This window comes from Aquimarina sp. (assembly GCF_977115655.1).
On the sequence record NZ_CDSBKO010000002.1, the window covers coordinates 101,279 to 122,538 of the forward strand.

At 33.8% G+C, this 21,260-nt stretch carries 14 protein-coding genes; 5 read left to right on the forward strand and 9 right to left on the reverse strand.

Features of this window, described 5'->3' with window-relative positions; all coding sequences use genetic code 11:
* Positions 1-234: 234 nt before the first annotated feature.
* The 3 genes from ACZIYX_RS01830 to ACZIYX_RS01840 all read right to left on the reverse strand — a co-directional run bounded on the left by ACZIYX_RS01830 (position 235) and on the right by ACZIYX_RS01840 (position 5,233).
* The gene (locus ACZIYX_RS01830) at positions 235-531 is read right to left on the reverse strand and encodes a hypothetical protein (RefSeq protein ID WP_462680483.1); all 297 of its coding nucleotides are present in this window, start codon (positions 529-531) and stop codon (positions 235-237) included.
* A 102-nt stretch (positions 532-633) separates the two neighbouring features.
* Positions 634-3,912 (reverse strand): CHAT domain-containing protein, encoded by a 3,279-nt coding sequence (locus tag ACZIYX_RS01835; RefSeq protein WP_462680484.1) that lies wholly within the window; start codon positions 3,910-3,912, stop codon positions 634-636.
* A gap of 808 nt (positions 3,913-4,720) precedes the next feature.
* Entirely contained in the window at positions 4,721-5,233 is a 513-nt protein-coding gene (locus ACZIYX_RS01840; RefSeq protein ID WP_462680485.1) for a hypothetical protein, read from the reverse strand.
* A 297-nt stretch (positions 5,234-5,530) separates the two neighbouring features.
* Here ACZIYX_RS01840 and ACZIYX_RS01845 point away from each other — a divergent pair, with 297 nt between their 5' ends.
* Positions 5,531-5,935, forward strand: a complete 405-nt coding sequence (locus ACZIYX_RS01845; RefSeq protein ID WP_462680486.1) for a hypothetical protein — start codon at positions 5,531-5,533, stop codon at positions 5,933-5,935.
* 74 nt (positions 5,936-6,009) lie between these two features.
* Here ACZIYX_RS01845 and ACZIYX_RS01850 read toward each other — a convergent pair whose 3' ends face one another.
* Positions 6,010-6,948, reverse strand: coding sequence for an OmpA/MotB family protein (locus tag ACZIYX_RS01850; protein WP_462680487.1), 939 nt, complete (start codon positions 6,946-6,948; stop codon positions 6,010-6,012).
* 103 nt (positions 6,949-7,051) lie between these two features.
* Positions 7,052-7,816: an exodeoxyribonuclease III gene (locus tag ACZIYX_RS01855; RefSeq protein WP_462680488.1), complete on the reverse strand. Its 765-nt coding sequence runs from the start codon at positions 7,814-7,816 to the stop codon at positions 7,052-7,054.
* Positions 7,817-7,965: 149 nt separating this feature from the next.
* On the opposite strand from ACZIYX_RS01855, the gene ACZIYX_RS01860 reads away from it, so the two are divergent.
* Positions 7,966-8,337, forward strand: coding sequence for a hypothetical protein (locus ACZIYX_RS01860; protein WP_462680489.1), 372 nt, complete (start codon positions 7,966-7,968; stop codon positions 8,335-8,337).
* A gap of 1 nt (position 8,338) precedes the next feature.
* Here ACZIYX_RS01860 and ACZIYX_RS01865 read toward each other — a convergent pair whose 3' ends face one another.
* The 3 genes from ACZIYX_RS01865 to ACZIYX_RS01875 all read right to left on the reverse strand — a co-directional run bounded on the left by ACZIYX_RS01865 (position 8,339) and on the right by ACZIYX_RS01875 (position 14,086).
* Entirely contained in the window at positions 8,339-11,338 is a 3,000-nt protein-coding gene (locus tag ACZIYX_RS01865) for a GEVED domain-containing protein (protein ID WP_462680490.1), read from the reverse strand.
* 189 nt (positions 11,339-11,527) lie between these two features.
* Complete coding sequence (locus ACZIYX_RS01870) at positions 11,528-13,063, reverse strand: glycine--tRNA ligase (RefSeq protein ID WP_462680491.1); 1,536 nt, start codon at positions 13,061-13,063, stop codon at positions 11,528-11,530.
* Positions 13,064-13,204: 141 nt separating this feature from the next.
* Positions 13,205-14,086 carry a hypothetical protein gene (locus ACZIYX_RS01875; RefSeq protein WP_462680492.1) on the reverse strand — a complete coding sequence of 294 codons (882 nt, stop codon included), beginning with the start codon at positions 14,084-14,086 and terminating at the stop codon, positions 13,205-13,207.
* A gap of 73 nt (positions 14,087-14,159) precedes the next feature.
* Between ACZIYX_RS01875 and ACZIYX_RS01880 the strand changes: the two genes are divergently transcribed.
* Both ACZIYX_RS01880 and ACZIYX_RS01885 read left to right on the forward strand, forming a co-directional pair.
* On the forward strand, positions 14,160-14,840 hold the full coding sequence (locus ACZIYX_RS01880) for a ComF family protein (protein WP_462680493.1): 681 nt from the start codon (positions 14,160-14,162) through the stop codon (positions 14,838-14,840).
* Positions 14,841-15,030: 190 nt separating this feature from the next.
* A complete protein-coding gene (locus tag ACZIYX_RS01885; RefSeq protein WP_462680494.1) occupies positions 15,031-16,644 on the forward strand; it encodes an Ig-like domain-containing protein in 1,614 nt (537 codons plus the stop codon).
* Here ACZIYX_RS01885 and ACZIYX_RS01890 read toward each other — a convergent pair.
* Positions 16,636-17,418, reverse strand: coding sequence for a nitrilase family protein (locus ACZIYX_RS01890; protein ID WP_462680495.1), 783 nt, complete (start codon positions 17,416-17,418; stop codon positions 16,636-16,638). The two genes, ACZIYX_RS01885 and ACZIYX_RS01890, sit on opposite strands and share 9 nt — an antisense overlap.
* A 433-nt stretch (positions 17,419-17,851) precedes the next feature.
* Between ACZIYX_RS01890 and ileS the strand changes: the two genes are divergently transcribed.
* A complete protein-coding gene (gene ileS / locus ACZIYX_RS01895) occupies positions 17,852-21,256 on the forward strand; it encodes an isoleucine--tRNA ligase (RefSeq protein WP_462680496.1) in 3,405 nt (1,134 codons plus the stop codon).
* The last annotated feature ends 4 nt before the right edge of the window (positions 21,257-21,260 follow it).

Here is a 21,260-nt window from a genome sequence, read left to right on the forward strand (position 1 = left end):
CGGTATGGGGTAAAAGAACTAAAAATATTATGTTTTTGAATGCTTAAAGGTCTGGTGTTAACCCAAGTCTCGATTAGTCTGAAATGCTGGTTTTCGATAGTTCTGCTGAGTTTTACCGACGTAAATTTTCTTATATAGAACTCTGGTTTTCAAGGCAAGTCTTAAGGAAATAAACTCCACAATATAGATAAAACGGGATTGGCAGAAACAAAAAAAGCGCTCCTCGCGCTACTTTTAGGATACGGGTAATATTTCTATTACTTTGCCGTATACATTTTTGGTCCAGCCATTAAGGCGACCATGGTTGTTACCTATAAGGAGTCCTCGTTTTGCATTTTTTCCTTTTACCAAATGCGTAAAACAGTTTCCTCTTACTTTACAAAAAACAATATCTCCTGCTTCACAATCTTCCCAATGTACGGGTTCTAAAAGTACAGGTTGTTTTGATTTCAAGATAGGTAACGTCGAATTACCAGGTTCTTTAGAGACGATAGTCTCGCCATTCAATAGCTTTTGAATTTTCCAATTCATCATATATAGTTTTAAAATTAAACATAAATTCAAAAACTATGGAGTATGGTTTGTTTACAAAGAACTGGTACAAAAGTAGGTATTTATCTTGAATTATTATAATTATCTGTTTTTTAATCGTTTCCTGTACTGCCATCCAACAAAAACAAGAATACTTAAAATGCCCAATCCAAAGATACAATATATAAACGTATTATCTACAAAATGCATGGGATCCGGGTTTCCTACCAGATAAAATCCTCCCCAATAAAAAGGATCGGTACGGTTTATATCTGCGGTGGTAAGGTATTGCAATTTGGCTTGTTGTAATGCTTTTCCTTTATTCATTCCTTCTTTAAGGTTGGTATAAAAATATTGCATGATCTCTGGGGTGGTTTTATCTGATACCTCCCAACCGGTTAATACCAAACTTTTGGTGCCCGCATATTGAAAAGCAGTGCCCAAACTCATTATCCCCTCACCTTTAGCGATTTTTCCTGTTCCTGTATTACATGCACTAAGTACGGCTAGTTCTGCCGGTATGTCCAAAGCAAACAACTCATGGCTATACAGGTTATTATCCTCCAGGGTATCTTTGGTTTTGGTAAAAAATAGTTTTGAGTTTTCAGGATGTTCGTTATCTACCTCGCCATGTAATGCAAGGTGTATGATCGCATATCTGTCGGCATTTTTTTTAAAATTGGCTTCTATGGCATTGGATCCAAAATAATACTCCCCATCGATAATATTAGATATTGCTTTGATCTCTTTACGGGTTCCCGGCAGATCTGCTCCTGTATTTCTAAGAGCTGCCAGACGCATAGTTTGCGAATCTGTTATTTGTGTACTGTCTGAAAAAGAAAAGGCAAGGCACTCTGGGGTTGTTTTCGTTTCTGTTTCGTTTTTAAAATCCTGAAACAACAGATTTGCAGAATTGGCATAAGTGATTGCATACTCCCGCAACATATACGATAAAAGCGCGGGGTTATTAGAATCATCCTTTTTTGTTAGTAGCAGATCAAAGTTGAGATGCCATAAAGAGGCATCGGGGATAATGATAAGATTATCTCCTACTAATTTATTAGCAACAGGCGCAATAAGAGTAGTATATAACAGGTGTGCCTGTTTTTTATACGTTGCTACATCTTTAGAGATAATACTAGTACGAAATGCCTCTACTTTATCGGTAAGTTGTGGGGTAGCCAGCTCGTGTACTGCGATATCATTTTTGGATATGGTAAACGCATACGTAGTACTGTCTGCTGTAAAAAACTCTAACAAAGTAGTGTTGTTCTCTAGTTGTTTCTGGATCTGCTTAACACTTACAATATTGTTTTGATATTTAAGCTGATAGTATTTAGGATAGGTTTTTTCTAAAGTTTTGGTTACAGAATCTTGCTTCCTGTTAATGTCAAACAGCTTGTTTTCGTATTCTCGTATTTTAGAAGTGTCTTGATTGGTATTGGATCTCTCATTTAATATTTGAGACTGATAAAAAGATTTGTTAGCTCTAAGACTATTATAAAAATAATGAAAATCTTTTGATACCAGACTTTGATTCCTAGCTTCTACATCATTTAACAACTCTTGCAGAATATTTGATTTACTTCTTTCACTATAATAAAAAGCTTTATTTAATGCTTTTTTGTTCTTATAATTTTTATTCTCGATAAGTTGAAGAATTATGGACTCTTCATATATATTCTTTGCTTCCTCAGCTAAAGCAAGTTTATCTTTATAGTTTTGATAGGTTTGATTCATTTTAAATAATAATGAATCTGTTGTTCTATATAAGGCAAAACATGAATCAATTAAACTCTTATTTTTATTTATTTTATATAAGGAAGAGAAAGACTTAGCTTTACCTTTTAAAGTGGATATCAATATCCAGGAATCATAGTAATTATCAATATTAAACCTTTTTATTTTATTAAGATGAATAGTGTTTTTAGTATTTGACTTTAATGCCTCATTGTAATATTTAATTGCATTACTATATTCTTTTTGTGTATAATAGATCTCCGCTACACGGTTTAATGTATTAGTAAGGATAGGCTTTCTTAATAAATTTTTATTTTTTAATATCCTTAATGCCTTTTCTAAATAAAATAAAGCTTTTTCATCATTACTTTTTATAAAATACGTGTCGGACATTATGGAATACCTCTCCGCAACTTCATAGTAATTATCTCCAAATAATTTGATCAAAATATTTGAAGATTTTTGATAATATTCTAATGCTAAATCATATTGTTTTTGCTCTTTATAGATATATCCTATATTAAAATAAAGCTCAGATTGTGTTTCTAATTTTTTTTTACTGTCTGGTTTTATTAAATGCAAAGCTTTGTTGTAATAGATCAATGCTTTATTACTTTCATTTTTAGCGCTGTATATACTCCCTATATTTAAATATCTAGAACTAATTTTTGCATGATCTTTCCCTAAAATTTCAATATCAATTTTAAGAGCCTTTTTGTAGTACTCTAAAGCTTTATCATGTTCTCCATTATCCATCAATACTACACCTATATTGTTATAAATCACAGCTAAATCTGGAGTATTAATTTTATTTTTATTATAAAATTTTAAAGCTTTTTTATAATATTCTATGGCTAGGTTATCTTGCCTTATTTTCTGTAAAACACCTCCTATATTAACAAAAGTTTGAGCTACTAATAAATGCTCTTCTCCATAAACCTTAGATATTATTTCTATCTTCTTTTCATAATATCTAATAGATTCATCAAATCGTCCAAATCTTTCATAAATAACTCCAAGATTATTATAAATAACACCATTTTTTGGGTCATCAGGACCAAGCACTTCTATCATTATTTCTAAAGCTTTTCGATTATAATATATCGCTTTTTTGTATTCTGAGAGGTGAGTATAAATTAGTGCCAAATTACTGTATGATTTAGCTCTTTCAAAGTGAATTTCTGGCAATATTTGCTTTCGAATTTCTAGAGCTTTAGTATACAACTCTAAAGCTCTATGCATATTTGAAGATCTTAAATAAAACTTTGCCATATTATCGTAAGCATATGCAACCTGAAAATGATATTCTGAAAAGAATTTTTGACAAATACTAAGAGCTGTTTTAGCATTTATCAAAGCTTGTTCTAGCTTATAAATCCTTAGCTGATTATCCGACACCCCGTTATAGCAAGCAGCCAAACGTTCCCAAGCCTTTGCTTTCTCATAAATAGGTATAGCTCTTTTAAAATAAACAATAGAACTATCCATTTTTCTTGCTTGTAATAAAGAATCTGCTTTTTGATAGTGCTGGTATGCTAATAGCGTATCTTTTGCTGTTTGTGCGTTGGTAATATGCAAGGAGGTAATAAAAAAAATAACGGCTAAACAAAAAGCATTAAAAAATGAGGATATAGGTTTCATAAGAGATATATAAATACTAACAAAGTAACTAAAAAAGGGTAACAAATCTTTTGCCCGATTAAAAATAATCCTGTTTTTATCCTTAGTGCTTCGACAGGCTCGTGCAATGTCATTACGTTAAGCCATATCTTTTTGGGGATTAAACATTTGTAAAAGCAAAATACTTCTTTATTTATATCATGGATCCAAGCCTTTAGTTTATCCCGAACTTGTTGAAGGGCTGGAATGACAATCAGAAAGCATTGTGTTTTGGTTATTTTGTCATTAGTCTTTCGATTACGCTCAGGATAAACCAAAGGTAGGAATCCACTATTAACAAACTTTAAACGTGAGTTCGATCTAAAAATTTGGTTTAAAAAGCCATCAAATGGAGTGATTTTTCATAGGGTAATGAAGAAAAATTGTACTGCTCTTTCGACAAGCTCAAGATGACAATGCCTTTGGTTTAAAATTTACTTGTCTTCGATAGTTCTGCTGAGTTTTGCCGAAGTACAATTTTCTATTGAAAATCACTCTGACTGACGTAAATTTTCTTACACCGAACTCAGGTTTCAAATCAATAGTTTACATTATTAACTTAAAGATAATGAGCTTGTTCCGAGAGTATTGATGTAAACATAAATTTCAAAAACTATGGTGTATATACCTCTACCAAAGAACGGGTTCAACAAGTAATAAACCTATATATTTTATCAGGACTTAAGCTATACCTGGATTGGAGTAGCAGGAGAGGTTATGTTTTTCGCCAACATATCGATATAACACCGCCTGTGACCTTAAATTTACTGGTGTATAAAAATAGTTCGTGTTATAGCTTATTCACTTTTTTGGCGATACCACATTTTCTACGGACAGTTCTTTCGGCGAGGGCTGCGGCATTTCTGGCATGATCCTCAGAGCCCCCGTTTTTAACAACCTCATTGTATATGGTTTTGTTTTCTATAAGACCCTTTAAGACACAGGCAAACCCCGGGCTGTCTTTACCTTTGAAAGGCTCTTTTTTTTTGGGTTTTGCGATCAACTCCCCAAACAAACGATCTTTTAATACGTTATCTTTTTGAACCTCTACTACCAACGTATATAGGGTATTTTGATCTTCTGGATCCATCTCATTCACCTTATCCATAGCATTAGAATATTCATCATTGGTGAAATTAAAATATTCATAGATGTCAAAGTAGTTGTTTTCTCCTTTTTTATCCTCCTGCACCTCTTCTTCACTCTGTATTTCTTCTTCATTTGGATAGCCTTCTTCGCTTTCCTGGCTTACTCCTTTGATCACAGATACCAGTAACATTATAAAAATGGGTAGCCTTTTCATTTGTTCTATAGTTTTAAATTAATTGGGTATACTAAACGTTTGGTAACCTCCTTTTGTTACCTGATTTCCTTATTTTTATACTTTTATGTAAAAATAGTTTGTTTTTTTACTATATGCATAATTAAGGATTTTATTTTTGTTTAGTAAATTCGTGGCATGCTTTTTGGTTTTTATGAAATAAATTGCCTAATTTGAGTCGATTTTTAAGGTTATTTTAACAATAAAAAGCATTTTGCCTCGTTAAATAACCGGTGTAATTAACCTATAAACTTATAATACATTAAACACCCAAACATTATGAAAAAATTATTTCTACTTGCATTTGTTCTATTCGCAGGATTAACCGCACAAGCTCAAGAAGATTGGAAAGACCAAAAAATTATATTTGATAGAGTATACTCTTTGGCTACCGATTTAGGAGAACAAACAGATAAAGTGGCTGCTGCTGGAAATGTTATTTCTGTAATTACTGCTAAAGGAACTATATCTGTACAAAAAAAATTAGATCCATCCAAACCTAAGAATTTAAATCATTACGAATATCATTTATTAACTACTACAGGAAAAGATATATTATTAGATAAGATGAATGCCGAGCGAGTAATTGAAACTTTTCAAGCAAAGCTTTTAAAATTAAAAACTTCTTTAGCAGAAAATCAAGATGCAGATGTAGAAAGCATTTTGAAAGATTTGTTTAATTAAAAAGAATATATCTATACATACAAAAACAGCGACCCATTTGGATCGCTGTTTTTGTAAATGCTAATTTCTACAGATTATATATCATTCAACAATTTGGTAATCTCATCCAGTTTTGGAGTTAGGATTACTTCTATCCTTCTGTTTTTACTTTTACCATCGGCAGTCTCATTAGATGCTACAGGGGCAAACTCTCCTCTACCTGCTGCAGTAAGACTTTGTGGGTCTATATTTTTATTTTGCAATAAAATGTTTACAATTGCTGTAGCTCGTTTGGTAGACAGATCCCAGTTACCTGCTATCTGTGTGTTACCAATATAAGGATCATCATCGGTATGCCCTTCTATCGACACCGCTATATCGGGGTTTTCTGCCAGTACATCCCCTAATTGTTGTACTGCTTTTTTTCCTTGTGTTCCTACTGCCCAACTACCAGATTCAAACAGTAATTTGTTTTCCATAGAGATATATACTTTACCATTACGTTCTTCTACCGTTAGCCCTTTTCCTTCAAAATTTCGTAAGGCTTTGGATATCGCCGTTTTTAGTGCTTGCATTTTGGCATCTTTTGCTGCAATCAATCCTTCTAACTCGTTAACTCGCTTAGAGCGTGCAGCTATTTCTTTTTCTAATGCATCCAAACGGTTACGTTCTGTAGCAAGGGCTTTTTCTTTTTCTTCTAGTCTTGCCAATAGCTCCCTGTTCTTTTTACTATTGGCTGCAATGGCATTAGAGCTATTTTTTTCTAAAGCGTCATAGGAGTCTTTTAGGTTTTCATAATTAGCCAGAGTAGCATTATAGTTTCCTTGCAGATCGTCTCTTTCTGCTTTTAGCTTTTGATATTCGGCATCTAATTGCTCCAGTGCTTTTTTATCTGCTTCACTGGTTCTTTCTAAACCTGCTAACTGATCTTTGGTTTTGCGGTTTTCTCGTTTAAGACGAGCATATTTACTTTCTAATTCTTTATATACTTTGGTACTTACACAAGAGGTCATTAACGCTCCTACAAGTATCATACATAGAATTTTTTTAATCATTTTTTATTTATTTATGGGGTTGTTTACTATAAAAATAAAGAGGTTTAATATCTACTTTTACTACCTGTTTTGTTTATTAAAATTACACCTCTAATTCGACAACAATAGGGCAGTGATCACTATGTTTGGCTTCTGATAAAATAACGGCTCTTTTTAATTTATCTTGCAATGGCGTAGATACCATACCATAATCTAATCGCCAGCCTTTATTATTTGCTCTGGCATTTGCTCTATAGCTCCACCAGGAGTATTGGTCTGGTTCTGTATTAAAATGTCGAAACGAATCGATAAAACCACTATCGATAAAGTTTCCTATCCATTCTCGCTCTACTGGTAAAAACCCGGATACGTTTTTGTTACGCACCGGATCGTGTATATCTATTGCCTGATGACAAATGTTATAATCTCCTAATATAACAAGGTTAGGTCGTTCTTTTTTTAGGTCGTTTATATAGGTCTGAAAATCTGCCATGTATTGTAACTTATGTTCTAAGCGATCTATATTGGTACCACTTGGCAAATAAAGACTCATTATAGATACGCCATTAAAATCTGCCCGCAAGTTACGCCCTTCAAAATCCATATATTCTATCCCGGTACCATACTCTACATGGTCGGGTTCTTTTTTAGAAAGAATAGCGACACCACTATATCCTTTTTTTTGGGCACTATACCAATAATTATAAGCGTATCCTGCCTCTGCAAACATATCCAGATCTAATTGTTCTTTATTGGCTTTTATTTCCTGAAGACAGATTACGTCTGGATCTGCTTGTTGTAGCCATTCTAAAAAACCTTTGTTTATTGCTGCTCGGATTCCGTTTACGTTGTATGAAGCGATTTTCATGGAAGTATTCTATTTAATTTTTAGTAAAAATAAAACTTATGAAAGAAAATGGATACTATATCGATATTTTTTAATCTGCTAAATCCTGTTCTATTCTAATTATTTTTTAGGATCTTTATAATTCTAGTTCATAGATAATACCACAAATCATGAAGAATATGCTTAAAATAGCTTGTGCACTACTGCTGCTTAGTACTTATAATTGTGCTCCTTCAAAAGGGAAGAAAGATACTACTAATATTAATAACTCTGCTGTTATTGCCAAAAACGAAAATACTACAGATATGCAAGAAAAAGGGTTTAAAAAAGGAACTATACTTGTTACTAAATCCAAAGATTGTCCTTATATCCTAAATGTAGAAGAATATAAAGACAATCTTGATCCTATTAATATTAATGAGTTTTTTAAAACCGAGGTCCCTGAACAAGTCTGGATAAAATTTGCTAGTCTTAGAATGCCAAGCAGATGCAATGATGCCCGCCCGGTTTCAATTTTAGAAATTCATAAAAGAAAGGAATAAATTACTCTACTACAAACTTAGCAGAGTATCCTTTTTTCTTTTCGCCATATCTAACAAAGTAAACTCCTGTTTTTGCATAAGACATATCTATCGTATATGCAAATCTGTCGTTAGCATCTTTTTTAACCATGTTAGAAGCAATTATCTGCCCTAGTACATTAAAAACATATACCCGTAATTCTTTTTCTAATCCAGTATCTTGCTTCGTGATCAAAAACTGGTTATCTGAATTATTAACTACAAACACCTCTGTACTTGCCTCTTTACTCTCTCCTATAGTCACCGCATAATCATGAGTTGTACCTTGTTGCATAGAGCTACAAGGTTCATTTAAAGGCGCACCGTTATTTTCATCAACATCTCCTGCACGAATTCTAAGAATATGTTTTCCTAAAGGGAATTCTTTAGGAAGAGAAAGTATAATATCCTGATTTGTATTTGCTTTTTTTACAATTATATTATCCAATAGCAGCTCTGATTCTTCAAAAACCGTGTTATCATTGCTGTCGATCCATAAGGATAAACGTTCTGCGCCATCTGCATTTGCAAATCCTGTTTGTATAGTAAGAGTATAGGCTCCTATAGAACGGTTTAAGTTAATATGGAAGTCTATATTTTTACTAAAATCTTCGTACCCGGTATTACAAACAATGGGTGCATTGGTAACATTAGATAATTGAAAATAGGTAATCCCGTCTCCAAACTTAGTACAATCTGAAGTTGGTCTGCAAAATACCCTTTCTACGATTGTTGTAATAGTATCATTAGATGTATCCTGGTCTTCTGGTAATTTGGTTCCTGTCTTAAACTCAAAGCTTCCAATCCCTGTTATATCTGCATCTACAGTAAAGGTATAATTTACAAACTCTTGTGACGGTACAGTTCCTGAAAACACTTCGCTTATGGTATCCCCATTATTCAAAATATAAAATACCGGGATATTAGATTGCGGAAGATTTCCGTAATTAAAAATAGTTACAGTTACCCGCTCCGGAGCAGTCGAAACCCCACTATCTGATGTTGGAGAAACCAATTCTGTTACCCCTACATCTACTGGGGGTAAGTTTTTAAGCTTTTTGATAGCACAATCATTCTCTGGCGTAACATCTCCGGTCAAATTTGTTTCTGCTTGAATAGTATATTCGTTTTCTTTACTAAGATCTGCTGTTGTTGCAAAAGAAAAAGAAGCTGTTTGTCCGGGATTAAGAGGTCCTGCAAACAATTCGCTAATTGCGGAGCCCCCGTTAATACTATACGTAACCGGAATATTAGTTTGGGCAGTAGTTCCAAAGTTTTTGATCGTTACCTTAATAATTTCTGCAGTACTAAAAGCTGCATCTACTGCCGGAGCATCTATACGTACTACTCCAACATCTGTTGTTACCACTTCTGCTACTTTAAAAACTCCTACAATATTTCTGGCATTATCTCCTGTAGCTTCAAAATATTCTGCGATATGCCAAAAGGTCTGATCATCCAGAGGATCTACAGTAAGATGTGCATAATCTCCATAACGAGCTCCTCCATTAACTTGTGGTCCAGTACCTTCTACAATAGTTTGCTCTGCAATAGTCATAGTTCCGGGAGCGTCTCCTGCAAATCTACCTGTATACCGAATAGAAGCAAAGCTATCTGCTGTCGCCCCGTTTGCTATAGTACCCATTGTGGTATATGCCATACCTATATTACCAAAAACATCCATAGCCATACTACCACACCACGCACTTTTACCATCTGGAGAGGTATAAGTTCCTTCTTGAAAAACAGTCCAGGGTTGTCCATCCCCGTTTTGGCGCAGCTCGTACCATCGTATTCCAGATATATTATCTGCTACAGGGTCTATATCTACTGCAAAATTAAGTACTACAGAGTTGTAACCACAAAACCTTCTATAATTAGTAGCATACATGATTGCTCCTTGTAATACATCTATATTATTACTTGCACCTCCTGGCTGTGGAAGATTACTAAAATCTCCTCCATCAAATACAGAATCAAATGGTGTTACTGCTATTTCTTCTGCCTCTGCAATGGTAGATTGACTTGGAGCGCTCCAATCTACATTTATTTTCCAAAATTTTAAGGCATCCTGACTTACTCCTTCCCACTCATCATCTTGATAAAAAACTATTCTTGCATCTCCTTTTGGAGGTAATTCATTACCTAATGCATTAAAAGATGCAGGGCTGTAAAAACCAAAAGTATTACCTCCCGGAAGTGGAAAACCAATTATTTTTGATTCCTCATCCCCTAACAGCATTTTATCTCTTTCCATTACATACACTACCTCATTATCTCTTATTGCATCCTGATTTTTGTTGGCAGTTACATAATATCCATCAGACCAGATAGAAAATTTTGGGTAATCCGGAAAAGAATCTAAAATAAATTGATACGTATACCATCCATCAGTTACCGGATTGGGACCTTTGCTTATTGCTATTAATAACCCGTCTGGATTGCTAAAAGCACCTTTAAATTGGGTTATAACGAAACGATCTGCAAAATTATCGTAAAATACTACAGGATCTCCATCTGTTTCTCCTGGAAAAATCTCGGATAACGAGGTAGAGGATACTAGTTCATTACCAGATCTGTCATGTATTGCAAATGCAGAATTTTTTGCACTTACATAATGATTAGGTCCAATAGCTCCGGTAGGATCTGTTGGTGCCCGACCACTAGAATTTACCTCGAATAAAAAAGATGGTCCTTTACCTGCTCTTTTATTTTGATTGTTTTTTTGCTTTGCTAATAAAGGGTCTATGCCTCTGGGATATCCTTTGCCAGGAACCAATTTATTAGATCCTGCCTTTCTTTTTGGATTAATTTCACCTTCTCTTGGTTTTGCCGGCTGCAGTTTTCTTCCTTCAAATGGTGCTACTTCTTTCATATACGTAGCAGTAGTAACCATAGTGGCTTTCATAATTTTCTTTTCCTGTGAAAAGCCTAAGGCAACAAAAAACAGAAAAGAAACAACTATAATTTTCTTAAATAGCATAGGGGATAATTTATATAATAATATAAGAATTGGCTTTTATATTGCGACTAAAATACAACTAAACTTCAAAATATGACAACTATAAAACATTTTATCTAAGTTATTGCTAAAAAAATAGCTATTTTTTTAGTAATAACTTTACAAATCAAAAAAAGCTTCCTTAGTTAAGAAAGCTTTTTGGTTTGTGAATTATTTTAACCAATATTCTGGATCTGTTTTTTCTGCTATAATGTTTTTTAGATCTGCAATAGGTACCCGTTTTTGCTCCATCGTATCCCTGTCTCTAATGGTAACTGTATTATCTTTTATGGTATCGTGGTCTACCGTAATACAAAATGGGGTCCCGTTAGCATCTTGTCTTCTGTACCGGCGGCCTATTGCATCTTTTTCGTCATAGATGATATTAAATTTCCATTTTAGATCTTCTACAATTTGCTCTGCTATCTCTGGCAGACCATCTTTTTTAACCAACGGGAGTATTGCTGCTTTTACCGGTGCAACAACTGCTGGTAATTTTAACACTACCCTACTGGTACCATCTTCTAACTCTTCTTCTTGTAATGCTGTAGAGAACACTGCTAAAAACATTCTGTCCAACCCTACCGAAGTTTCTACAACATAAGGAACATAGCTTTCTTTAAGCTCCGGATCAAAAAATTGCAGTTTTTTGCCAGAATGTTTTTCATGCGCTTTAAGATCAAAGTCTGTTCGGGAATGTATACCTTCTAATTCTTTAAATCCAAACGGAAAATTAAACTCTATATCTGCTGCTGCATTTGCATAATGCGCTAGTTTATCGTGATCGTGAAAACGATAGTTTTCTTTGCCTAATCCTAAGGACAAATGCCAGTTTAATCTGGTTTCTTTCCAGTACTCATACCATTTCATTTCTTCTCCCGGGCGAACAAAAAACTGCATTTCCATTTGTTCAAATTCCCGCATTCTAAAAATAAATTGTCTTGCTACAATTTCATTTCTAAATGCTTTTCCGGTTTGTGCTATACCAAATGGTATTTTCATACGACCGGTTTTTTGCACATTTAAAAAGTTAACAAAAATACCTTGTGCTGTTTCTGGTCTTAAAAACAGATCTGTGGCAGATTCTGCAGATGCCCCCAACTTGGTTCCAAACATCAAATTAAATTGGCGAACTTCAGTCCAATTTTTTGATCCGGTTTCCGGGTCTGCAATTCCTAACTCTTCAATCAATGCTTTTACATCTGCAAGATCTTCATTTTCTAAAGATTTTGCCATACGTTGTATTATTTCTTCTTTTTCTGAAAGATACTTTACAACTCTTGGATTTGTGGATATAAATTGGGCTTCATCAAAATCATCTCCAAAACGGTTTTTGGCTTTACTGATTTCTTTTTGTGCTTTTTGATGTAGTTTTTCAGCATAGTCTTCAATAAGTACGTCTGCTCTATATCTTTTTTTAGAATCTTTATTGTCTATAAGAGGATCATTAAAGGCATCTACATGTCCAGAAGCTTTCCATGTTGTGGGGTGCATAAATATAGAGGCATCGAGCCCCACAATATTCTGGTGCATATTCACCATGCTTTTCCACCAATACTCTCTTATGTTTTTTTTAAGTTCTACTCCGTTCTGACCGTAATCATATACGGCGCTAAGTCCGTCATAAATCTCACTAGAACCAAAAATATACCCATACTCCTTGGCATGGGAAATCACTTTTTTAAATTTATCTTCTTGCTGTGCCATTCCGCAAAAATAACTGAATTAAAATAATTTAAAAATGAATTTATATAATTAATACGCAACAAAAGTAATTTCTGATAAAAGCACAAAAAAACCGTCATATTTTTATATAATATGACGGTTTTTCTGTTTTTATATCAAATACTATTTCAATTCAAATTGTGTATTTGCAATCATTCTTGGTCCGGAAAAAAGGTTTACCACATAGTTACCTTTAACCAGTTCTCCTTGCGCTGCATCTACCAATATACAAACATCTAATGCTTCGTTTTCATAAAATACTTTGTTACGACCACTATAAGTAAGTACTGCATCATCAAAGTTTACAGATATTTTATCTCCAATAAGATTGTTTTCTGGGTTAATAACCTGTACAAAAAGTTCTTTATCTCCTTTTTCTGTTAATTTATTTGGAGAAAGTGTAAAACAAACTCTTACTTTTTCTGCTCTACTGGCTTTAGAAGCGTCTGTTATTTTACCATTATTACGAACTCTTACTCCTTCTGCTTTTATATTAGCTGCAGTAAGGGCTGCACCTCTTTCAACGATTTCAGCTAACTTGCTGTTTTGTGTTTGCAAAGAATCGGATAAAATGATTCTTTGATTAAGAGCTACAGAAGTACTATCCAAATCTGTTGCCAATCTGGTATTTGCTGCTGTTAAACTATCGGCTAGTTTAAATAATCTTTCACGTTCCTTTTTAAGTTTACCAACTTCTCTTCTATATCGGGAGATTAGTGCTAAGTTAGCCTCGTTGTCTTTTACGCTGTCTAACAGGACTACAATTCGCTCTTTTGCTTTAAGCAAATGATCGTCCATTACTTCATTAAGTGCGATAGCATTGTCATACTTTGTAATTAATTCTCCTAATTCGCTTTCAATAAGATCCTTTTCTTGTTGCAAAATTGCTTTATTTTGCTTCTCTTCGTTGTAAAACTTATACGTAAATATTCCTAAAATAAGCAAAAGTGCTGCTAGAACACCAATTAGAATTTTAAGGGTCAAGTTATTGTTTTGAGTTGTCATAATTAAAATTTATAATTTTTGATGGTTATTTTAATGGCTAAATATAATAATTAATGTTAATCTCCTTGTCAAAATGCTAAGAGACTTAGCTTATTTATTCTTTCCTATATATTGTGGAGCATGTGACAGCCCACTATATAAAAACGAAAAATTGCTTTGCACTTCCTGCAGACATGAACTCCCTTTGGGGAATTTTCATAACGTAAACGCAAAAAAAATTGAAAAAGTATTTTATGGTCGTGCCAAAATTGAAAATGCAACGTCTCTATTTGTATTTTATAAGGATAGTTTAGTTCAAAATTTACTACACAATTTAAAGTACCGGGGACAAGAAGAAATAGGTGTCGAATTAGGAAAATGGCTAGGACAAGAATTGAAACAATCTATTAAATATCAAGATATTAACATAGTAATACCTGTTCCTTTACACAAAAGAAGAATGCGGGAAAGAGGGTATAATCAGGTAGAAAAGTTTGGAATTGAAATTGCAAAATCACTAAATGCAAAGTATGTAAATTCTGTGTTGAAAAAAATTTCCTACAATAAAAAACAATCTAAACATGAACGAACAAACAGATGGACAAACACTGTTGAAACATTTGGCACGCAAAATGAGTCTTTACTTGTAAACAAACACATCCTTTTGGTTGACGATATTGTAACTACCGGTGCAACTATAGAGTCTTGCATAAATGTACTGCAATCTATACCCGGGATCAAAATAAGTGTTGCAACTATGGCAATAGCAGAATAAAAAATATATTTGTATTAGAGATAAAAAATAATGATGTATTAAAATTTGGAGCTCTGTTACGAAACTTAAACTATTTATACCCGCTATTTAACAATATGTTTTGATATGGTTTCTAAATAGTGTTTCATTAAGTTTTTTGTTTTTTAAATATAGTTGTTTCTTTGTGTCTTAAAAAATCATCGCGGAGATTATGAGTAAAAAAATAAATACGATACTCCTTATTTTAACTTTGTTGGTAATAGTTATTGGCTGTGCTAAAAAGGGTTCGATATCTGGCGGTCCTAAAGATGAAAAACCTCCGGTTTTTATCAAAGCTTTCCCTCCTAATTTCTCTACAAATTTCAACAAAAATGAAATCCGTATATATTTTGATGAATACATCAAATTAAAAGACCCTCAAAAACAAATCATTGTGTCGCCACCCATGGATCCCAAACCAACCATTACTCCTCTTGGTGGCGCAAGCAAGTATATAAAAATCAAATTTTTGGATACCCTGCTTGCAAACACAACATATAGTATAAATTTTGGAGAAAGTGTAGTGGATAATAACGAAGGGAATCCTAATCCATTTTTTAGGTACGTTTTTTCAACAGGCGATTTTTTGGATTCTTTAAGCATAAAAGGCACTGTAGGAGATGCTCTTCAAAAAAAACCGGATTCGTATATTACAGTAGCCCTATATGAAATCGATGAAGAATATTCTGATTCATTAGTATATAAAACTGTCCCCCGATATATCACCAATACTTTGGACAGCACCAATTTTAGCTTGCAAAACCTAAAGGAAGGGAAATTTAAGTTAATTGCCTTAAAAGATGTTTCTAATAATTACTTGTATGAGCCAAAACAGGATAAAATAGGGTTTTATGAGGAGATTGTTACGCTTCCTCAAGATACTGCCAAGGTTTTCAATATTAATGTATTTAAAGAGATTCTTGAGTTTAAAGCATTAAACCCAAAACAAGCTTCAAAAAACGAGTTCTTCTTTCCTTATGAAGGAATACTGGACAGCATGAAAATAACATTGTTAAGCAATATTCCCGAAAATTTTGAAACGAGAATATTTCCGGATAAAGAAAAAGATACATTACATTATTGGTTCAGACCATTTTTTAAAGCAGATTCTTTAATATTTGAAGTTACTAATTCTACAAATTATAAAGACACCTTAGTTACCAGGTTTAAAGATCAGTATAAAGATTCTCTTATTGTTAAACCCAATGCGGGATCTATCCTTCCCCTTAATGAAAATTTTATTTTTTCGGCAAATACCCCTTTGGACAGCATCAACGAAAAACAAATTTTCTTAACCGATAAAGACACTTTGGATGTTCCTTTTTCTATAGCATTAGACACATACAAAAATGAAGCTAAACTTATTTTTGAAAAAACTGAAAACAACAATTATCGATTACAGTTTCTGCCAGAAGCTGTTAAAGATTTTGTAGGAAATGTTAATGACACCATAAATATTAATTTCAGAACAAAAAAAACAGCCGATTACGGTACTATTTTCCTAACACTTCAAAATGTAGAAAACTACCCTGTTTTGGTTCAAATCACTAATGAAAAAGAAGAAGTAATCTCAGAAAAAGTAGCACGAGCCCAAGAAACCTTGGTTTTTGATTACCTTGAACCCAATAAGTACTACGTGAGAGTAATTTTTGACAGCAATAATAATGGAAAATGGGATACGGGTAATTTCTTAAAAGGGATACAACCCGAAGAGATTCGTTACCTTGCTGAACCTATCGATGTACGAGCAAACTGGGAGATAAAACAAACTTTTATTCTAGATTAATTGAAAAACATCCCTGTCTTCTAAAAAAGGTAATTTTTGCCTGCTATTTTTGATATGGGACTTATTTAAAGTTGTATATATAATAGTTTCTTTTTCTACAGGAGATTCTTCCAAGATGGTGTTTCCTAAAACATCGTAGATATTAGAATGCCCGTTATACTCAAAACCTTCGCCATCCAATCCTGTACGGTTTACCCCTATACAATAACTCATGTTTTCTATTGCTCTGGCCTTTAGCAATGCATCCCATGCATTTATACGGAGTTTTGGCCAACTGGCAACATATAATAATACATCGTAGTATGTAGTATTTCTTGCCCAAACAGGAAACCTAAGATCATAACAAATTAAAAGTTTGATTTTCCACCCCTTAAAGTCTACGATTACCTCCTTCTGTCCTGCTGTAAACACCTCTTGTTCTTTGGCCAGGGTAAACAGCTGATGTTTATCATAGGTCTCATAAGTGCCATTAGGAAACATAAAAATCAAACGGTTATAAAAATTCTCTTTTTCTTTTATAATAATACTTCCTGCAATTGCACAATCTGTTTCTTTAGCCGTTTTCTTCATCCAATTAACAGTATCCCCACTCATTGTTTCTGCCACCTCATCCACATTCATAGTAAAACCTGTGGTAAACATTTCTGGCAAAATAATCAAATCTACCTTTGATGTAATCGAATTGATTTTTTGAGTAAAAGCTGCACGATTCTGCTCTGGATTCTCCCAAGCCAGATGGGATTGAATTAATACTACGTCTAAAATTTCTTTCATCTATAATTAATATAATATAAATCTTCTATACCAGAAGCACCCGCTCTAATCCTTTTCATTATCCATGTTTAAACCCGCTTTATGAGCAAAAAACCTATTACATCTTGTAGCTGCTGCAAATACAGACGCTTTGCTTCGTTTTTTAATATAACCAAAGCCCTTATACTGCATAAAGTGGGTTAAAAATACTAAAATATAATCTCAAAAAAGTAATCTTTCAAACAGTTAATTCTACCCTTAGTTATATATCTGATACTTTACAGCATCTCCTAACTAATATACACATATCTTGGGCACTCTTTTTAATAAAAAGATAAAGGCCTTGTTAAAAATTGATGTTTCTATAACAATTATTTTATATCGTAATTCAAATTCCGCCCTCTTTTTTATAGAAAATCCTTATTTTCGCAAACTTAATAGAAAGAACGACAAAATGAGCACGAAGTTTCCTGAATATAAAGGACTTGACTTACCTGAATTAGCTAATGAAATACTAGACTTCTGGCAACAGAATAACATATTCGAAAAAAGTATTAGTGAGCGGGATGGAGCAGAACCATTTGTGTTTTTTGAAGGGCCTCCTTCTGCAAATGGATTACCTGGAATCCACCATGTAATGGCTCGTGCAATCAAAGATATTTTTTGCCGCTATAAAACTCAAAAAGGATATCAGGTACAGCGTAAAGCAGGATGGGATACCCACGGGCTTCCTATAGAGCTTGGCGTAGAAAAAGAATTAGGAATTACCAAAGAAGATATTGGCAAAAAGATTACCGTAGAGGAGTATAACGAAGCTTGTAAAAAAGCGGTAATGCGCTATACAGATATATGGAATGATCTTACTCAAAAAATAGGATATTGGGTAGATATGGAAGATCCGTACATTACCTACAAATCCAAATATATGGAGAGTGTATGGTGGCTACTTTCTCAAATTTATAAGAAAGGGTTATTGTACAAAGGGTATACCATACAACCGTATTCTCCCAAGGCTGGTACTGGATTAAGTTCACACGAGCTTAACCAACCAGGAACCTATCAGGATGTTACAGACACTACTGTTGTCGCTCAGTTTAAAACCATAAAAGATACTTTACCGTCTTTTTTACAAGATATAGATGGAGATCTTTACTTTTTGGCATGGACTACAACTCCCTGGACATTACCATCTAATACCGCATTAACTGTAGGTCCAAAAATTGATTATGTTGTTGTAAAAACAGTTAACCAATATACTTTTGAGCCTGTTCATGTTATTCTTGCCAAAAATTTAGTAGGAAAACAGTTTGCAGGTAAATTTAGTGCTGTTGAAACCGAAGAAGAAGTAAATTCCTTTAAAGAAGGAGACAAAAAGATACCATACCTTGTTTTAAAAGAATGTAAAGGAGCAGATCTTGTAGATATTCGTTACGAACAACTTATCGATTACGTACAACCTTATCATAATCCCGAAAATGCTTTTAGGGTAATTGCTGGTGATTTTGTTACCACAGAAGACGGAACTGGTATTGTACATACCTCTCCAACTTTTGGAGCAGATGATGCTTTGGTAGCTAAACAAGCTTCTCCAGAAGTGCCTGCTCTATTAGTAATGGATGAAAACGATAATCTGGTACCAACTGTGGATTTACAAGGAAGGTTTATCCAACAAATGGGAGATCTTGGTGGTAAATATGTAAAAAATGAATATTATAATGAAGGGGAAGCTCCCGAGAAATCGGTAGATGTAGAGATTGCGATACAGCTTAAGACAGAAAACAAAGCTTTTAAAGTTGAAAAGTATGTACACAGCTATCCAAATTGCTGGCGTACAGACAAACCAATTTTATACTATCCTTTGGATTCATGGTTTATAAAAGTTACCGATTTTAAAGATCGAATGCACGAACTTAACCTTGGTATTAACTGGAAACCAAAAGCTACAGGAGAAGGCAGGTTTGGTAACTGGTTGGCAAATGCCAATGACTGGAATCTATCTCGTTCTCGTTTTTGGGGAATCCCATTACCAATATGGAGAACAGAAGATGGTAAAGAAGAACTTATTATAGGTTCTGTAGAAGAATTGAAATCTGAAATGACAAAAGCTGTAAAAGCCGGAGTTCTGGAAGCAGATATATTTGCAGATTTTACTATTGGAGACATGAGCGAAGAAAACTATGATAAAATAGATCTTCATAAAAACGTAGTAGATCAAATTACTCTGGTTTCTGCATCAGGAAAACCTATGAAAAGAGAAAGTGATTTGATTGATGTATGGTTTGACTCTGGATCCATGCCGTATGCACAATGGCATTATCCTTTTGAGAATAAAGAAAAAGTTGAAGATGGAGAAAGAAAAGCTGACTTTATAGCAGAAGGGGTAGATCAAACCCGTGGATGGTTTTACACTCTTCATGCCATTGCAACTATGATCTTTGATGATGTTGCCTACAAAAATGTAGTCTCTAATGGTTTGGTATTGGATAAAAATGGACAAAAAATGTCTAAGCGACTAGGAAATGCTGTGGACCCGTTCGAAACCTTAAAAGAGTTTGGTCCGGATGCTACCAGATGGTACATGATAAGCAACGCAAACCCCTGGGACAATTTAAAATTTGATTCTGAAGGAATTGCTGAAGTCCGTCGTAAATTTTTTGGCACCCTGTACAATACGTATTCGTTCTTTACTCTTTATGCTAATATTGATAATTTTACCTACAATGAAGCAGATATCACATTAGCAGAACGCCCGGAAATTGATCGTTGGATATTAAGCGAACTGCATACTTTAATTAAAAACGTAGATTCTTTTTATAAAGAATATGAACCTACAAAAGCAGCAAGAGCTATCTCTGATTTTGTGCAAGAAAACCTAAGTAACTGGTTTGTGCGTTTAAGCAGAAGAAGATTTTGGAAAGGAGATTACCAACAAGATAAAATTTCTGCCTATCAAACGTTATACACTTGCATGCTTACCGTTTCTAAACTTGGAGCACCAATAGCCCCATTTTTTATGGATCGATTGTATAGAGACCTGATAGCAGGAACAAAAAAAGAAATATTTGAAAGTGTACATCTGGCAAGTTTTCCTGAATATGATGAGAGTTTTGTAGACAGATTACTGGAGCATAAAATGCAAAAAGCACAAACTATTTCTTCTTTGACCCTTTCTTTACGACAAAAAGAAAAAATAAAAGTTCGCCAACCTTTACAACGTATCATGATTCCTGTACTGAATGATGCAGAAAAAAATGAAATCAATGATATAGCCGATCTTATAAAAAGCGAAGTGAATGTTAAAGAAATAGAGCTTATTGATGATGCTTCCGGCATATTGGTAAAACAAATTAAGCCCAATTTCAAAACATTAGGCCCACGCTTTGGAAAAGACATGAAACTGATTGCTAGCAAGATACAGTCTTTTGGTCAAAAAGAAATCAAAATTATTGAACAAACCGGGCATTTTGATGTAAAAATTAATGATAAAATTATTACATTAGGTACCGATGATGTAGAGATTAGTTCTCAGGATATAGAAGGATGGCTGGTAGCAAATTCTGGTGCTTTAACAGTAGCACTAGATGTTACTATTAGTCCCGAGCTTAAAAAAGAAGGTATTGCCAGAGAACTTATAAATCGCATTCAAAATATTCGTAAAGATAGTGGCTTGGAAGTAACTGATAAAATACAAATTGTATTTCAGGAAAATAAAACTATACAAGAAGCTATTGCTACAAATGAAGATTATATTAAAAACGAAACCTTAACCGAGACAATTGAATTTGCGACAGATGTAATAAATGGTACAGAAATTGCGTTTGACGACATTGCAACCCAATTGATAATTAAAAAACATTAAGAAG

Excerpts from the sequence above, each read along its gene's own strand:
- ACZIYX_RS01830 (WP_462680483.1), bottom strand. The coding sequence starts at position 531 with ATGAATTGGAAAATTCAAAAGCTATTGAATGGCGAGACTATCGTCTCT.
- ACZIYX_RS01835 (WP_462680484.1), bottom strand. The coding sequence starts at position 3,912 with ATGAAACCTATATCCTCATTTTTTAATGCTTTTTGTTTAGCCGTTATT.
- ACZIYX_RS01840 (WP_462680485.1), bottom strand. The coding sequence starts at position 5,233 with ATGAAAAGGCTACCCATTTTTATAATGTTACTGGTATCTGTGATCAAA.
- ACZIYX_RS01845 (WP_462680486.1), top strand. The coding sequence starts at position 5,531 with ATGAAAAAATTATTTCTACTTGCATTTGTTCTATTCGCAGGATTAACC.
- ACZIYX_RS01850 (WP_462680487.1), bottom strand. The coding sequence starts at position 6,948 with ATGATACTTGTAGGAGCGTTAATGACCTCTTGTGTAAGTACCAAAGTA.
- ACZIYX_RS01855 (WP_462680488.1), bottom strand. The coding sequence starts at position 7,816 with ATGAAAATCGCTTCATACAACGTAAACGGAATCCGAGCAGCAATAAAC.
- ACZIYX_RS01860 (WP_462680489.1), top strand. The coding sequence starts at position 7,966 with ATGAAGAATATGCTTAAAATAGCTTGTGCACTACTGCTGCTTAGTACT.
- ACZIYX_RS01865 (WP_462680490.1), bottom strand. The coding sequence starts at position 11,338 with ATGCTATTTAAGAAAATTATAGTTGTTTCTTTTCTGTTTTTTGTTGCC.
- ACZIYX_RS01870 (WP_462680491.1), bottom strand. The coding sequence starts at position 13,063 with ATGGCACAGCAAGAAGATAAATTTAAAAAAGTGATTTCCCATGCCAAG.
- ACZIYX_RS01875 (WP_462680492.1), bottom strand. The coding sequence starts at position 14,086 with ATGACAACTCAAAACAATAACTTGACCCTTAAAATTCTAATTGGTGTT.
- ACZIYX_RS01880 (WP_462680493.1), top strand. The coding sequence starts at position 14,160 with ATGCTAAGAGACTTAGCTTATTTATTCTTTCCTATATATTGTGGAGCA.
- ACZIYX_RS01885 (WP_462680494.1), top strand. The coding sequence starts at position 15,031 with ATGAGTAAAAAAATAAATACGATACTCCTTATTTTAACTTTGTTGGTA.
- ACZIYX_RS01890 (WP_462680495.1), bottom strand. The coding sequence starts at position 17,418 with ATGAAAGAAATTTTAGACGTAGTATTAATTCAATCCCATCTGGCTTGG.
- ileS (WP_462680496.1), top strand. The coding sequence starts at position 17,852 with ATGAGCACGAAGTTTCCTGAATATAAAGGACTTGACTTACCTGAATTA.